The 15,207-nt window shown below is 66.6% G+C and carries 13 protein-coding genes; 11 read left to right on the top strand and 2 right to left on the bottom strand.

The features are described 5' to 3' along the window. Window positions 1–59 precede the first annotated feature (59 nt). Window positions 60–2,159, bottom strand: a complete 2,100-nt coding sequence (locus ACXU4B_RS05230) for a 3-hydroxyacyl-CoA dehydrogenase NAD-binding domain-containing protein (protein WP_131408408.1) — start codon at window positions 2,157–2,159, stop codon at window positions 60–62. A 205-nt stretch (window positions 2,160–2,364) separates the two neighbouring features. Here ACXU4B_RS05230 and ACXU4B_RS05225 point away from each other — a divergent pair, with 205 nt between their 5' ends. The 11 genes from ACXU4B_RS05225 (at window position 2,365) to recO (ending at window position 14,412) form a co-directional block, all read left to right on the top strand. Next, window positions 2,365–2,859 (top strand): hypothetical protein, encoded by a 495-nt coding sequence (locus tag ACXU4B_RS05225; RefSeq protein WP_131408406.1) that lies wholly within the window; start codon window positions 2,365–2,367, stop codon window positions 2,857–2,859. A 1-nt stretch (window position 2,860) separates the two neighbouring features. Then, on the top strand, window positions 2,861–5,419 hold the full coding sequence (locus ACXU4B_RS05220) for a putative bifunctional diguanylate cyclase/phosphodiesterase (protein WP_131408404.1): 2,559 nt from the start codon (window positions 2,861–2,863) through the stop codon (window positions 5,417–5,419). A gap of 282 nt (window positions 5,420–5,701) precedes the next feature. Further along, complete coding sequence (gene rpoE, locus ACXU4B_RS05215) at window positions 5,702–6,289, top strand: RNA polymerase sigma factor RpoE (protein ID WP_205746524.1); 588 nt, start codon at window positions 5,702–5,704, stop codon at window positions 6,287–6,289. Between the two features lie 4 nt (window positions 6,290–6,293). Beyond that, window positions 6,294–6,953, top strand: coding sequence for a sigma-E factor negative regulatory protein (locus tag ACXU4B_RS05210; RefSeq protein ID WP_131408402.1), 660 nt, complete (start codon window positions 6,294–6,296; stop codon window positions 6,951–6,953). A gap of 115 nt (window positions 6,954–7,068) precedes the next feature. Further along, window positions 7,069–8,550, top strand: a complete 1,482-nt coding sequence (locus ACXU4B_RS05205; protein WP_131408400.1) for a DegQ family serine endoprotease — start codon at window positions 7,069–7,071, stop codon at window positions 8,548–8,550. Between the two features lie 210 nt (window positions 8,551–8,760). Beyond that, a complete protein-coding gene (gene lepA, locus ACXU4B_RS05200; protein ID WP_131408398.1) occupies window positions 8,761–10,551 on the top strand; it encodes a translation elongation factor 4 in 1,791 nt (596 codons plus the stop codon). Between the two features lie 47 nt (window positions 10,552–10,598). Beyond that, on the top strand, window positions 10,599–11,489 hold the full coding sequence (lepB, locus tag ACXU4B_RS05195; protein ID WP_131408396.1) for a signal peptidase I: 891 nt from the start codon (window positions 10,599–10,601) through the stop codon (window positions 11,487–11,489). A gap of 131 nt (window positions 11,490–11,620) precedes the next feature. Continuing rightward, entirely contained in the window at window positions 11,621–12,001 is a 381-nt protein-coding gene (locus tag ACXU4B_RS05190) for a DUF4845 domain-containing protein (RefSeq protein ID WP_131408394.1), read from the top strand. 15 nt (window positions 12,002–12,016) lie between these two features. Next, window positions 12,017–12,673, top strand: a complete 657-nt coding sequence (gene rnc, locus ACXU4B_RS05185) for a ribonuclease III (protein WP_131408392.1) — start codon at window positions 12,017–12,019, stop codon at window positions 12,671–12,673. Beyond that, window positions 12,670–13,614, top strand: a complete 945-nt coding sequence (gene era / locus ACXU4B_RS05180) for a GTPase Era (RefSeq protein WP_131408390.1) — start codon at window positions 12,670–12,672, stop codon at window positions 13,612–13,614. Before rnc ends, era begins: the two co-directional genes overlap by 4 nt. An 87-nt stretch (window positions 13,615–13,701) precedes the next feature. Beyond that, a complete protein-coding gene (recO, locus tag ACXU4B_RS05175; protein WP_131408388.1) occupies window positions 13,702–14,412 on the top strand; it encodes a DNA repair protein RecO in 711 nt (236 codons plus the stop codon). A 33-nt stretch (window positions 14,413–14,445) separates the two neighbouring features. On the opposite strand, the gene ACXU4B_RS05170 is transcribed toward recO, so the two are convergent. Next, window positions 14,446–15,192, bottom strand: coding sequence for a response regulator (locus ACXU4B_RS05170; protein ID WP_240734019.1), 747 nt, complete (start codon window positions 15,190–15,192; stop codon window positions 14,446–14,448). Window positions 15,193–15,207: the final 15 nt, after the last annotated feature.

Raw genomic sequence — 15,207 nt, 5'->3', positions numbered from 1 at the left:
ACAGGCACCAAGCAAAACACCCGGCACTGCCGGGCGTTTTGTCTTCCGTCATGGGTAACTCAGGCTTCGGCGCTTTCGGCCTGGGGCGCCAGCGTCGAAGGATCGAGGCCACTGCGGGCCAGCTCCGGCAGGTCCCAGCCGTCCTTGGGCAGGAAGCGCTCGCCATAGCGCTGCGCCAGGCGTTCGAGCTTGCCCCTGACGACCGACGGGCCCTCGCTGCGGGCGTACTGGATCGGGCCGCCACGAAACGGCGCGAAGCCGGTGCCGAAGATCACGCCGGCGTCGAGCAGGTCGGCGTCGTCGACCACGCCCTCGGCCAGGCAGGCGACGGCTTCGTTGACCATGGGCAGGATCATCCGGTCCTGCAGGTCGGGCGGGGTGACATAGTCCGGATCGACTTCGGGCTTCTGCGGCTTGCCGTCCTGCCACACGTACAAGCCCTGGCCGTCCTTCTTGCCGCGCTTGCCGGATTCCAGCTTGTCTTCCAGTCCCGGCGGCAGTTCCAGCCCGAGGAAGGGGGCCAGTTCCTTGCCGACCGACGCACAGACGTCCAGGCCCACGGTGTCGGCCAGTTCGATCGGGCCCATCGGCATGCCGAACTTCTTGGCTTCCTGGTCCAGCACCGGGCCAGGCACGCCTTCGCTGTAAAGGCGCATGGCCTCGAGCAGGTAAGGCATCAGGATGCGATTGACCAGGAAGCCGGGCGTGCCCTTGACCGCCACGGGCAACTTGCCGATCGCCTTGCAGAAGGCGAGGGCGCGCTTCTCGGCGCCGGCATCGAGCTGGTCGTGGCGCACCACTTCCACCAGCGGCATCTGCGCGACCGGATTGAAGAAGTGCAGGCCGAGGAACCGCTGCGGTGCCTTCAGCCCCGTGCGCAACGTGTCCAGCGGAATGCTCGACGTGTTGGTGGCGAGCAATTCATCGGACTGGAATTGCGGCTCGATGCTGGCGTACAGCGCCTTCTTCGCCTCGGCGTTTTCGAAGATCGCTTCGAGCGCCAGGTCGGCCGTGGCAACGCCCTTGCCTTCGACATCGGCGCGCAGGCGCCGCATGGTGGCCTCGACCTTGTCCGCACCCTTGAGCTTCTTCTCGTAGAGCTGCCGGGCACGATCCAGCGCAGGCTGGATGTACTTCATCTCGCGGTCCTGCAGGGTGACCTCGAAGCCCTTGAAGGCGGCCCAGGCGGCGATGTCGCCACCCATCACGCCGGCGCCCACCACGTGCACGTGCCGGATGCCGTGCTCGATGCCGCTGCCCTGGCCTTTCAGGCGTTCCTGCAGGAAGAAGATGCGAATCAGGTTCTGTGCCGTAGGCGTCTCCGCCAGCCTGGCCACGGAGCGTGCCTCGAGCTTCAGTCGCTGCTGGATGCCGGAGCCGCCGCGCTTCCACACATCGATCAGCGCAAAGGGTGCCGGATAGTGCTCCTTGCGTACCTTCGCGGCCGTCTGCTTGAGCACCATCGGCGCGAGGATCTGGCGCCCCAGCCAGGTATTGGTGGCCCAGGCTTTTGCACGCAATGCGAATGGCTGGGCATGCGGGCGGCGCAACAGCGCGCGTGCCTCGGCCAGCAGTTCGGCGGGCGGCGCGAGCCGGTCCACCACGCCCAGCGCCAGCGCACGCCTGGCCGACAGCGCCTTGCCGGTGAGCATCACCTGCAGCGCTTCGGGCGCACCGATCAGGCGTGGCAGCCGGGCCGAGCCGCCCCAGCCCGGGTGGATGCCGAGCATGACTTCGGGAAGGCCGATGCGGGTCTTGTCGTCGTCGGCGGCAATGCGCTGGCGGCAGGCCAGGATCAGTTCGGTGCCGCCACCCATGCAGGCACCATGGATGGCCGCCACGGTCGGGCAGGGCAGGCGGGCCAGTGACTCGAACACGCGCTGGCCGTTTTCGATGTTCTCGAGCACGGTACCCTGCTGGGCGTAGGTGACGAATTCCCTGATGTCCGCGCCGACGGCAAAACCGAACGGCTTGGCCGAGTGGATCAGCACGCCGGCCGGCTTTTCGATCGCGAGCCGTTCGACGATCTGGCCCAGTTCGTCCAGTACCTCGCGCGATATGGCGTTGACGCTGCTTCCGGCGCGGTCGAGGGACAGGGTGACGATGCCGGCGTCATCCAGGTTCGTCTTCCAGTGGTTGAAGCGCAGTCCTTCGAACATGGGGATATGGGCGTGACCGAGGAGCCTTGCACCATACCTTCCCGTAGCGAGGATTGCGAGGTGGCCCCGCCCCCCCGCCGGGGGGGATCATGAAGCCCGCTTAAATCGGCGTCCTGTGCACTGCCGCATGAATTGGGAGGCCAAATCGGGCGACCCTGCACGGCAGTCTTTGCGAAACCTTTGCGACCACGTAAGTTACGCCGGAATGAGTACTCCCATAGCCTCCCCAACCATCCAGGCCGGCGCCGACATCCTCGAGCGCGTGCTTGCCGCGCGCGGCAACCTGGTGGCGCTCGAGGGGGGCGAGGACATGGACCTGGTCAGCCAGCTGCGCCTGCTGGTGCGCCGGACCGGCCAGACCGTCTACCTGTGGAACCCCGAAACCGGACTGGGCAACCTGCGCGAGGAACATGGCGGCCTGCCGGGTTCCCAGCGCCTGAGCGTCGCCCTGCGCTATGTGCAGCAGAGCAATCACTTCGGCATCTATTTCCTGCAGCGTCCGCCGCTGCCCCTGGCGATGGCCGACGCCACGCTGCTCAGGCAGTTGGCGCGCACTACCACCGGGCATGTCCGCCGCATCGTGCTGCTCGATCCGCCGGAGCCTCTGCTCGCAAGTTTCAACGACGTGCTGGTGCGACTGAGCTGCGTGTCCAACGCGGTGCGGCGTCCACGCCTTCGCGACGGCCGCTGGCTGCTCTGACATGACGACACCTGCCGGCATCCTGGTGGTAGCGGCGCAGCGTGAGCTGCGCCGGGCCCTGTTCGATACGTTTGATCGCGACGGTCACTTCGTGGTGCATTCGGCGCGCGACGCGACGCATGCGGGCATCCTTCTTGAAGGACGGCCGGCCCTGGCCTTGATCGTGGTGGTCTTCGAGGGTGATGGGCGCGAGGCGAAATCGGGCATCGAGGTGCTGCGCGGGTTGCCGGCCTGTGGCAACGCACCGTTGATCGCCGTGCTTGACGACGGCGCCGTGCTGGGCCCGACCCAGCTGCCCTCGGGCATCGCCGACTGGCTCTACGCATCGCAGATCGAGCATGAATTGCTGGCGCGCTGGCAGCGCCTGCAGCGGGCGGCCACACCGCCGGCTGCCGCGGGCGCCAGCCAGGCGACGAGCGACGGCGACTATCGCTTCGCCTTCGATGAAGTGGACAGCGAATGGCTGGTGGTCGACCCGGCCCGGGCGCGAATCCTGGAATTCAGTCCCGCGCTGGTCAGGCATAGCGGACTGGCCGAACACGAATTGCGTGGCCGCCCATTGCAGGAAGTACTCACCTTCAAGGACATCAACGCCGAACAGGTGCTGGTCGAAGGCTCGCGCCGCTGGCATGCCGGTCAGCGCCGCTCGGTCCGCGGCGCCGACAGTGGCGAGGCGAGCGCGCGCGTCGTGCGGCACGCCGGCCGCGATGCCGTCGCCCTGATCTTCCGCAGCGATCGCGCCGCCACGCGGCCCGACGTGGCCCTGGCGCTGCTGGCCCGCTTGTTTGACGCCGGCAGTGGCGACGAAGGCATCGCCGAGGCCGCGCGCCTGCTCTACGAGGAAATGGGGCTGGACTACGTGGCCGTGTGGTCGGCCCGGCCGGACGAGGGCGGCGCCCCGGTGCAGCTGGTGCAGTACTGGCGCGGGCAGGAACAGCTCTGGCCGGGACCGCACCTGCAGAGTTCCCTGCGCCTGGTGCTGACCGGCCAGGCCATGCTGCACCAGTCCGATGCCGCGCGGCTCGCCGCCATGGACCCCTTGCTGGAGCAGCTGGGCCTGGCCGGGTTCGCCGGCTGGCCGCTGCAGGACGAGCGACGCACCGTCCTGGGCGCGCTGCTGGTGGGCACGCGCCAGCCGCTGCCTTCGCTGGCCATCGTGCAGCCGGTGTTGCGTTGCGCGGCATCTCGCTTTGCCCATGCGCTCGAGCTGCGCGAAACCCGCGAGCAGGGGCGCGCCGAGGGCCTGCTCGATGCGCTGACCGGACTGCCCAATCGACTGCTGTTCAATGACCGCCTCGACACCGTCATTCGCGAAGCCAATCGCACCGGCGAGTGCTTTGCCCTGTTGTTCGTGGACCTGGATCGTTTCAAAACCATCAACGACACGCTGGGGCATGCGGTCGGCGACCAGGTGCTGCTCACCACCACGCAGCGCCTGCGCGGCAGCGTGCGCGCGTCGGACACGGTGGCCCGCTATGCGGGCGACGAGTTCGTGGTGATCCTGCGCCACATCGTGAAAAACGAGGACGTGCTGCGCATCGCCGAAAAGATCGTGCAGGTGATGGGCGCACCTCTGCGCATCGACGATGGCACCGAACTGCAGGTGACCGCGTCCATCGGCGTGAGCTTCTTCCCGGACGATGCGCCGGACGCCGAGACCCTGCTCAAGCATGCCGACGAGGCGATGTACGCCGCCAAGAGCCTCGGGCGCAACAACTACCAGATCTTCGAAGGCCGCGCGGAACAGTCGCAGCAACAGAACCTCGCGCTGAAGTCCGGCCTGCGCCACGCCGAGCACAAGGGCGAGCTGCGCGTGTTCTACCAGCCGCAGGTGGACGCGGTGACCGAGGACATCGTCGGCATGGAGGCCCTGGTGCGCTGGGAGCATCCGGAGCTCGGCTTCATCGGTCCGGGCTTCTTCATTCCGCTGGCGGAGGAAACGGGCCTGATCGTTTCCATCGGCGAGTGGGTCTTGCGCACCGCCTGCCGCCACGCGCAGGAGTGGGAGCGGCGCTATGGCCTGCGGCTGCGCCTCGGCGTCAATCTCTCGGCCGTGCAGTTGATGCAGCCCAACCTGCTGGACATCGTGGCATCGGCGCTGGACGAAAGCGGGCTGGACGCCAACCTGCTGGAAATGGAAGTGACCGAGAGCATCAGCATCAAGGCCGCCCCGAATCTCGTGGAAAACCTGCAGGGACTGCATCGCCTGGGCTGCCGCATCGCCATCGACGACTTCGGTACCGGGGCCGCCTCGCTCGACTACCTGCGCAAGCTGCCTGCCGACCGCATCAAGGTCGACCAGAGCTTTGTCCGCAATATCGGCGTTGACCCCGACGACGAGGCCATCGTGCGCGCCACCATCGAAATGGCCCACCGCCTCAAGCGCGGCGTCGTGGCCGAGGGCGTCGAGACCGAGCAGCACATGGAGTTCCTGCGCAACAACCAGTGCGATGAGCTGCAGGGCTTCCTGTTCTGCCGCCCGTTGCCGCAGCCGGCTTTCGAGAAGCTGCTGCACGAGCGCCAGCTCCTGCTGGCCGGAGTCAGCGGAACCGCCGCCTGACTTGTGCCCACCGGCGAGGTCCCCATATCCGGGGAGAGGGGCGTGGAATTCGCCCCGGTTGCCGCGCAGGCGGGGGTAAAGTGGGTTCTTGCCAGCAACCACGGTGCGCCGTTGGCGCGCCCATGCGTTTCTGACCCGGGTGGCGCCTGGCGCCACTCCACATGTCTTGGTAAGCGCATGCGGGCGTACTGAACTAGGATGCGTGGTTCTTGTCTGAGCAGATCGCTCCCTTCCTGAGGCACCCTGAGGCGCGTGGCAGCATCAACGAAGGAGATGGCCCGGATGGGCGAAAACGAACTGGACGGCGCGCTGGTCGAGCGCGTCCAACGTGGGGACAAGCGGGCATTTGACCTGCTGGTGCGCAAGTACCAGCACAAGGTCATCGGGCTGGTTTCGCGTTATGTGAAGAACTACAGCGAATGCGAGGACATCGCCCAGGAAGCCTTCATCCGCGCGTGGCGGGCCATCGGTTCGTTCCGGGGGGAGAGTGCTTTCTATACTTGGCTGTACAAGATTGCCGTCAATACGGCCAAGAACCATCTGGTCGCGATGGGGCGCCGCCCTCCGGCGGACGATATCGCCATCGATGATGCAGCCTTCGTGCCGGGTGCGGACCGCATGCATGAGAGCGCCACACCCGAGCGTGAACTGATGCGCCAGGAAATTGAACAAACCGTATTTTCCACTGTCCAATCGCTGCCCGAGGAATTGCGGACCGCCATAACCTTGCGTGAAGTGGACGGTCTGAGTTACGAAGAAATCGCCGAGGCGATGGGCTGTCCGATCGGTACGGTACGTTCACGTATTTTTCGGGCGCGCGAAGCTATCGATGAAAAACTGCGGCCACTGTTGTCCGACCGCGAGGATTGAGCTCATGACTGACACCCAACGCGAAAACCTGTCTGCCGGCATGGACGGCGCGCTGTCGAAGGAAGAGCTGCGGTTCCTCCTGCGACGGCTCGATCACGATGCCACGTTGCGGCAGGCATGGTCGCGCTACCACGTGGCTCGCGATGGGTTGCGGCGTCAGTTGCCGCCGCTGGCGTCCACCGATTTCGCCAGCCGCGTCATGCAGGCGATCGAGCAGGAGGGCGTTGTCGTCCATGGCAAGCGCAGGCATTGGCTGCACTGGTCCGCCGGTGGCGCCATCGCCGCCAGCGTGGCGGTGGCGGCCCTGATGATCGCCCAGCCCGCCGGTTCGGGCGCCGACCGGGCCTCGCCGCAGGTAGCCACGGCCTCGTCGGGGGCCGACCTCGAGCGCGCAGGCCACGTGGCCCGTACCGAGGCGCCCGCCGTGGCGCCGCCGTGGATCAATGCCTATGCCGACTCGCCATCCAGGCTCAGCCAGCAGGCATCGGCCACGCTCGATGGCGACAACGGTGGCACCTTGCTCTATTCGCGCAGCAACCTGTCGCCCTATCAGTTGCAGCAGTTTCGCAATGGCAATGGTGATGGCAGCTACCTGCTGCTGATCCATCCGGACCAGTCGCCCGTCCAGCGGCCGCCAGTCCAGGCGCCCGCCCGCGCCCAGTAAGCCATGGCCGTGTGTTGTTGCCTGCGGCCGAACCCTTTACCAGCACCGCCCGCCCATGCCGGTCCGCTCCGCGGCCCGGCGTGCGCATGCGCGTGAAACATCGACGGAGGAATGCATGAATCGTTTGGCCTTGCGCATGTTGTCGTGCAGTGTCTTGATCAGCCTGGCGCTTGCCGGGGGTGTGCAGGCGCAAGGCGCGCCGGCCGTCACGGGGCTTCCCGACTTTACCGGCATCGTGCAGAAGAACGCGCCGTCCGTGGTGCACGTGGAGGCCAAGTACAACGGCAAGAAAGCTGGCAAGGGGCGCTCCAGCGGGCGCGCCGCACCGGATGCGCCGGACGATGACGACCCGCAGATGGAGATGTTCCGGCGCTTCTTCGGCATGCCGATGATGCCGTCGCCCGAAGAACAGCAGCGCACGTCGCTCGGTTCGGGCTTCATCATCTCCGCTGACGGCTATGTCCTTACCAACAACCACGTCGTCGATGGCGCCGACACCATCACGGTGCGCCTGCAGGATCGCCGCACGCTGACCGCCAAGGTGGTAGGCAGCGACCCGCAGTACGACATTGCCCTGCTCAAGGTCGACGGCAAGGGTAGCCTGCCGGCCGTGAGCATCGGCGATTCGCGGGCGCTCAAGCCGGGGCAATGGGTGCTGGCGATCGGTTCGCCATTCGGCTTCGACTACACGGTGACGCAGGGCATCATCAGCGCCGTCGGTCGCAACCTCGGCAGCCAGGACCAGCCGTATACCTCCTTCATCCAGACCGACGTGCCGATCAATCGCGGCAATTCCGGCGGCCCGCTGTTTGACCTGCAGGGCCGCGTGGTCGGCGTCAACTCGCAGATCTATTCCAACACCGGCGGTTACCAGGGCGTGGCGTTTTCCATTCCGATCGACGTGGCCATGAACGTGGTCAAGCAGATCAAGGAGAAGGGCTATGTCTCGCGCGGCATGCTGGGCGTGACGGTGCAGGCATTGACCGACGACATGGCTCGCGCGTTCAAGCTCGACAGCGGCAGCGGCGCGGCGGTCACCCAGGTGATGCCGGGCAGCGGTGCGGACAAGGCGGGCCTGCGTCCGGGCGACGTGATCCTTTCCTACAACGGCCAGGCCATCAACCAGAGCGCCGACCTGCCGCCCCTGGTTGGCCAGACGCCGCCGGGCAGCAAGGCCACCGTGGAAATCCTGCGCGACGGCAAGAAACAGGCGGTGCCGGTGGTCGTCAGTGAAATGCCGCGCGACAAGACGGCGCTGCTGGCGGGCGGCGATGCCGACAAATCCGCAGCCCATGCGGGTGCCACCGCGCTGGGCCTCAGTGTGCAGGATCTCGACGGGGATACCCGCCAGCAACTGGGACTCAAGGCGGGTGAAGGGGTAGGCATCGCCAGCGTCACCGGTGCGGTGGCGGCGCGGGCGGGCCTCCAGTCCGGCGACGTGATCCTCATGGTCAACCAGAAGAAGGTCGGCAACGCGGCGGCTTTCCGCGAGGCCACCAGGGACGCCAAGCCCGGGGACACGGTGCTGTTGCTGGTGCGCCACGGCGACCAGAGCGGTTTCATCGGGCTGACCGTGCCGGGCGGCAAGAACGACTGACGGGGCACCGCCGATCAGGGCAGGCCGGTCCCTGGCTTTGCACGGGAGCGGCCTGGCCCGGCTCCGTGCCCACGGGCTGCCAGGGTGGCCGGGTCGGCCATCACGTCCGGAAGACGTGCGTTCCATGCGATAATGCCGGGTTCGTATCGCCAACCCGGCGATACGCTGCCTGCGCGCCGCGCAAAGCAGTGAACGCAGCTAGCGTGCTCCATGGAACTGATTCGAAACTTCTCCATCATCGCCCACATCGACCACGGCAAGTCCACGCTGGCCGATCGCATCATCCAGATCTGTGGCGGCCTCACCGAGCGCGAGATGGAGGCGCAGGTACTCGACAACAATCCGATCGAGCGCGAGCGCGGCATCACCATCAAGGCGCAGTCGGTGTCGCTGCCGTACAAGGCGCGCGACGGCAAGACCTACCAGCTGAATTTCATCGACACCCCTGGCCACGTCGACTTCTCCTATGAAGTCAGCCGTTCGCTGGCCGCCTGCGAAGGCGCGCTGCTGGTGGTGGACGCGGCCCAGGGCGTGGAAGCCCAGTCGGTCGCCAACTGCTACACGGCGGTGGAGATGGGGCTGGAAGTCGTGCCCGTGCTCAACAAGATCGACCTGCCGACCGCCGATCCCGAAAAAGTGAAGGGCGAGATCGAGGCAGTGATCGGCATCGATGCCGACGACGCCGTGTCCGTCAGCGCCAAGACCGGGCAGAACGTGATCGAGGTGCTGGAAGCCATCGTGGCGCGCATCCCGCCGCCGCAGCCGGGCGACACCGATCGCCTGCAGGCGCTGATCATCGATTCGTGGTTCGACAATTACCTCGGCGTGGTGTCGCTGGTGCGCGTGATGCAGGGCGAGATCCGCCCGGGCGACAAGCTGCTGGTGATGTCCACCGGCCGCGCGCACGAAGTGGGCGAAGTGGGCGTGTTCACGCCCAAGCGCAAGAAGCTCGACAAGCTCGCGTCCGGCGAGGTGGGCTGGATCACCGCCTCGATCAAGGACGTGCATGGCGCGCCGGTGGGCGACACCCTGACCCTTGCCGGCAAGCCGGCCGCCAAGCCGCTGCCGGGTTTCCAGACCATGCAGCCGCGCGTGTTCGCGGGCCTGTTTCCGGTTTCCGCCGACGACTACCCGTCGCTGCGCGAGGCGCTGGACAAGCTTCGCCTCAACGATGCCGCGCTGTTCTTTGAACCGGAAAGCTCCGAGGCCATGGGCTTCGGCTTCCGCTGCGGCTTCCTGGGCATGCTGCACATGGAGATCGTGCAGGAGCGTCTGGAGCGCGAATACGACCTGGACCTGATCTCCACCGCGCCGACCGTGGTCTACGAGGTGCTCAGGACGGACGGTTCGGTGCTGATGCTGGACAACCCGGCCAAGCTGCCGGCGCCGCATCTCATGGAGGAGATCCGCGAGCCGATCATCGTGGCCAGCATCCTCACGCCGCCGGACTACATCGGCAACATCATCACGCTGTGCGAAGAGAAGCGTGGCGTGCAGCGCTCGATCCAGTACCTCGCCACCCAGGTGCAGATCACCTACGAAATGCCGTTGGCGGAAGTGGTGCTCGATTTCTTCGATCGCCTGAAGTCGGTGTCGCGTGGTTACGCATCGATGGACTACCACTTCGAGCGCTTCGAAGTCGGTCCGTTCGTGCGCGTGGACGTGCTGATCAACGGCGATCGCGTGGATGCGCTGAGCCTGATCGTCCACCGCATCCATGCCGAGCGCCGCGGCCGCGACCTGGTCGAGCGCATGAAGGACCTCATTCCGCGCCAGCAGTTCGACGTGGCCATCCAGGCGGCGATCGGTGCCCAGATCGTGGCCCGCTCCACGGTGAAAGCCCTGCGCAAGAACGTTCTGGCCAAGTGTTATGGCGGCGACGTCAGCCGCAAGAAGAAGCTTCTCGAGAAGCAGAAAGAAGGCAAGAAGCGCATGAAGCAGGTCGGCCGCGTGGAAATTCCACAGGAAGCCTTCCTTGCCGTATTGAAGGTGGACAAATAACAACTGCGGATTCGGCGACCAACGCCGGGCAACCTTTGGAGTAGGGCATGGATTTCGATTTCTCGGCGATTCTGCTTGGCCTCACCGTCGTGTTCGGCGTGGTGTGGGGTCTGGACCGCCTGTTCTTCCACAAGCAGCGCAAGGCCAGGGCCGAGGCCGCCGGTGCCGAAGTGCGCGAGCCCATGGTCGTGGACTGGTCGCGTTCGCTGTTCCCGGTGGTGCTGGTCGTGCTGCTGCTGCGCTCGTTCGTGGCCGAGCCCTTTCGCATTCCGTCGGGCTCGATGATGCCGACGCTGGACGTGGGCGATTTCATCCTGGTGAACAAGTTCGCCTATGGCCTGCGCATGCCCGCCTTCAACAACAAGTTCGTGGGGCTGGGTGAGCCCAGGCGTGGCGACGTGGTGGTGTTCCGCTTCCCCGGCTATCTGTGCGAAGACGGCGAGAAGCTGGTGCGCAGCGGCGACCAGAGCTGTGCCGATCCGCACGCGCCGGTGCCGGGCCAGAACTGGATCAAGCGCATCGTCGGCATGCCGGGCGACCGCGTGGCGATGCGCGGCGACCAGCTGCTGGTCAACGGCGAGCCGGTAGGGGCAGACCTGGTGGGTCCGTACGAAGGCGACCCCAAGCGGGCGGAATCGCGCCTGATGCTGGAAATGGGCGCCACCGTCTGGAACGAGCATCTGCCCAATGGCCAGGGCGGCGTGGTCAATCATCTGACCGCCCGCATGCCCAACTACGCCACGCCGCCGCCGCTGCCCAATGCGCGGGTGCCGCTGGTGGTGCCGCAAGGCTGCTACCTGGCCATGGGCGACAACCGTTACAACAGTACCGACAGCCGCTGGTGGGGCTGCCTGCCGGAGCAGAACCTGGCAGGCAAGGCCTTCCTCATCTGGCTCAATCCGTATGACTTCAAGCGGATAGGCCGGGTGATCCACTGAGTGGCGTGACGCAGGTACGTGACCTGCGGGCGCGTGGGGAGCAGAATCCGCTTCGAACAGACCGGCTGGCGCCATCAACCGTGCCGGCCGGGTTTTTTGGTATCGCCGCATGGCGGCATAGCGAGGGGACTATGAAATCGAAGCAGTCGGGCATCACCCTGATCGGGTTTCTTGTAGTGCTGATGGTGGCGGGTTTCTTTGGCTTCATGGCCATGAAGCTGGTGCCGGCCTACGCCGAGTTCATGGGCGTCAACAAGGCCATGAACCAGGTGGCCAGCAGCGGCGTGGAGGGCAAGACCCTCGATGACGTCCGCCGCGACCTGATGTTCAAGATGGGCTTCCAGTACGTGGATGACTCCACCATCAAGCCCAAGGACATCACCATCAAGCGCGAAAACAATGCCGCGCAGCTGAACGTCATGTACGAGAAGCGCATTCCTTTCATGTACAACATCGACTTCCTGCTGCACTTCGAGAAGAGTGTGATGCTGCAGGGCAATGTCGGTGGCTGATCCCAGGCCGATGATTTGACCAAACTGTCATACCGCTTTCGTGATCCGGCGCTCGCGCTGCTGGCCCTGACCCATCGCAGCGCGGGCAAGCCGAACAACGAGCGGCTGGAATTCCTCGGCGACGCCCTGTTGGGCGTGATGGTCGCCGAGCTGCTTTACGAGGCACATCCGAACGCCAGCGAGGGCGAGCTTTCGCGCCTGCGGGCCCAACTGGTCAACGGCCAGGCGCTGGCGGTCATCGCCCGGGAGCTGGAACTGGGCGACGAGCTGAAGCTGGGCTCCGGCGAACTCAAGAGCGGCGGCTACCGGCGCGAGTCGATCCTGGCCGACGCCTTCGAGGCCCTGGTCGCGGCGGTCTACCTGGACGGCGGCTTTGGCGAGTGCCGGGGCGTGGTCCGGGCGCTGTTCGAGCCCCTGGTGGCGGCCATTCCCCGTTCATCCAAGGACGCCAAGACGCGCTTGCAGGAGCTGTTGCAGGCGCGCGGCTGGCCGTTGCCGCAGTACGATCTGATTGACAGCCACGGCGAAGACCACGCCAAGACCTTCGACGTCTCGTGCGAGATCACCGAACCCGCGGCGATCCGCGCCGAAGGCCGTGGCAGCAGTCGCCGGGCCGCCGAACAAGACGCGGCCGAAACCGTGCTGCGTCTATTGCAGGAACTGAACTCATGAATGACCATAACGACGACATCGACCTCGGCGCACCGGCCGAGCTTCCCCACGACGATTTCCGCTGCGGCACGGTGGCGCTCGCGGGTCGCCCCAACGTGGGCAAGTCCACCCTGCTGAACGCGCTGATCGGCTTTCGCCTGTCGATCGTCAGCCCGCGCCCGCAGACCACGCGCCATCGCATCCTCGGCATCGCCACCAGCGAGGCCGGCCAGATCATGTACGTGGACACGCCGGGCCTGCATCGCGGCGCCAAGCGCGCCATGAATCGCAGCCTCAACCGCGCCGCGCGCTCGGCCATCAGCGAGGTCGAAGTGGTCGTGCAGGTGATCGAGGCGGGTCGCTGGACCGACGAAGACGAGGCCCTCTACGGTGCCCTGGTCGAGCAGAAGGTGCCGCGCCTGCTGGTGATCAACAAGGTCGACCTGGCCAAGGACAAGACCACCATGCTGCCGTTCGTGGCCGACCTGATGTCGCGCCACAGCTTCGATGACGTCTATTACGTCAGCGCGCTCAAGCAGAACGGCCTGAAGGAGCTCGAGGCGGGCATCCTCAGGCGCCTGCCCGTGCAGCCGCCGGTGTACGGCGAAGACGAGGTCACCGATCGCAGCGAGCGCTTCCTTGCCGCCGAAATGGTGCGCGAGCAGCTGATGCTGCGCCTGGACCAGGAACTGCCTTACGCCACCACGGTGGAGATCGAGCAGTTCAGCGACCGGCCCGACGGCGTGGCGGAAATCCATGCCGTGATCTGGGTGGAGCGCGACGGCCAGAAGGCGATCGTGATCGGCAATGGCGGCGCACAGCTCAAGGCCATCGGCAGCGCCGCGCGACGCCACATGGAAAACGCCTTCGAGCGGAAAGTATTCCTGCGCCTGTGGGTGAAGGTGCGCGAGGGCTGGGTCGACGACGAGTCGATGCTGAAGAAGTTCGGCTATACCGACTGACGATGCGGGCGGCACTGCGGAAGTCATCGCCTGACATGCGCCCACGCCCGGCGCCCTGGCTTTCCGCTTCCGCCCCAGCCATCCACCATGCGCATTGAGCAGCAGCCCGCCTATGTGCTGCACTCGCGGCCTTACCGCGAGACCTCGATGCTGCTCGAATGCCTGACCCGCGACCACGGCCGCCTCGGCGTCGTGGCCCGCGGCGTGCGCACGGAGCGTGCGCGGCTGCAACGGGCGCAACTGGAGCCGTTCCAGCCGCTGTTGCTGGACCTGCTGCTGCGGGGCGAGCTGGCGACCTTGCAAGGTGTCGAATGCACGGCCACGCCCGCGCGCCTGGCTGGCGATGCAGGGCTTGCCGGGCTTTATCTCAATGAGCTGGTGGTGCGCCTCACCGGGCGCCAGGATCCGCAGCGCGAGCTGTTCGATGCCTACGCACGGACCCTGCCGCGCCTCACGGCATCGGAACCCCTGGCATGGACGCTGCGGCGGTTCGAGCGGGATTTGCTGGAGGCCATCGGCTACGGCCTGCAGCTGGAATTCGAGGCCGAGTCGGGCGAACCGGTGGAGCCGGGGCAGCATTATCGCTACGCGGTCGAACTGGGGCCCGCGCCGTGCCGCCCGGGCACCGCGCATGCGCTGCGCGGCAGTGACCTGCTGGCGCTGGCCCAGGATCACATGCCCGATGCGGCCGGCCTGTCCGCCCTGCGCGCGATGATGCGCGAGGTGATCCGGTTCCACCTGGGCGGCGGCGAATTGCGGGCATGGCATGTGCTCGGCGCGGCGATGTCACGGCGCTGAGCGCGTTCAGCTGAACTTGCCGGCGTGCCTGGCTCAGGGCGCCCCTGTCGATTCCAGTGCCTCGATCGTGGCCAGCAGCGCCTTGCGGAATCGCGCCAGCGGAGCGGCATGCCCCTGTTCGAGCTGGCGTTGCAGCAGGGCGGTCTGGGTGGCCAGCGCCGCCGCGCCACAGAAACCGCAGGACGAGCGCAGGCGGTGCAGGCGATCGACGAAGGCCGCGGCGTCGTCGCGCAGCACCTCGAGGTCCTGGTAGAGGCTGACCAGTTCCACGCGCAGCAGGCTGCGCATGGCGCTCACCACGTCGGCATCGCCCATGGTGGCCACGGCCTGCGCGTCGTCGAGCAGGGGCAGCGAGGCCGCGCCAGTCTGCACCAGGCCGACGATGCGCCGCAGGTCGGCCACCTGGCAGGGCTTCAGCAGCACCTCGCTGAACTCGGCGGCCAGCAGGCGCCGTCGTTCCGCCGCATCCATCTCCGCACTGGTGGCCACGGCGGTGCAGTCGCCCGAGCGGGCGCCCGGATCGCTGCGCAAGGTGGCCAGGACTTGTTCGGCGCTCGCGCCCGGCATGCGGCAATCGAGCACCAGCAGGTCGAAAGGCTCGTCATGGGCCAGGGCGATGGCGGCCATGCCGTCCGGGCAGGCCTTGGCTTCGAGACCGAGGTTGCGCAAGGCTTCCACGAGGAACAGGCGGCTGGCCGGGTCGTCGTCGGCGACCAGTGCGCGCGGCATGGCCGGTGTTGCAAAGACCCCTGAAGGATCGTTGGCAGGCGTGTTGAACATGACTAGTCCGTGTCG

It is taken from the genome of Dyella soli, assembly GCF_054482295.1.
This window is presented reverse-complemented; position numbering and strand designations above follow the sequence as displayed.

Coding starts and splice junctions, on each gene's coding strand:
- ACXU4B_RS05230 (WP_131408408.1), bottom strand. CDS start 2,159: ATGTTCGAAGGACTGCGCTTCAACCACTGGAAGACGAACCTGGATGAC.
- ACXU4B_RS05225 (WP_131408406.1), top strand. CDS start 2,365: ATGAGTACTCCCATAGCCTCCCCAACCATCCAGGCCGGCGCCGACATC.
- ACXU4B_RS05220 (WP_131408404.1), top strand. CDS start 2,861: ATGACGACACCTGCCGGCATCCTGGTGGTAGCGGCGCAGCGTGAGCTG.
- rpoE (WP_205746524.1), top strand. CDS start 5,702: ATGGGCGAAAACGAACTGGACGGCGCGCTGGTCGAGCGCGTCCAACGT.
- ACXU4B_RS05210 (WP_131408402.1), top strand. CDS start 6,294: ATGACTGACACCCAACGCGAAAACCTGTCTGCCGGCATGGACGGCGCG.
- ACXU4B_RS05205 (WP_131408400.1), top strand. CDS start 7,069: ATGAATCGTTTGGCCTTGCGCATGTTGTCGTGCAGTGTCTTGATCAGC.
- lepA (WP_131408398.1), top strand. CDS start 8,761: ATGGAACTGATTCGAAACTTCTCCATCATCGCCCACATCGACCACGGC.
- lepB (WP_131408396.1), top strand. CDS start 10,599: ATGGATTTCGATTTCTCGGCGATTCTGCTTGGCCTCACCGTCGTGTTC.
- ACXU4B_RS05190 (WP_131408394.1), top strand. CDS start 11,621: ATGAAATCGAAGCAGTCGGGCATCACCCTGATCGGGTTTCTTGTAGTG.
- era (WP_131408390.1), top strand. CDS start 12,670: ATGAATGACCATAACGACGACATCGACCTCGGCGCACCGGCCGAGCTT.
- recO (WP_131408388.1), top strand. CDS start 13,702: ATGCGCATTGAGCAGCAGCCCGCCTATGTGCTGCACTCGCGGCCTTAC.
- ACXU4B_RS05170 (WP_240734019.1), bottom strand. CDS start 15,192: ATGTTCAACACGCCTGCCAACGATCCTTCAGGGGTCTTTGCAACACCG.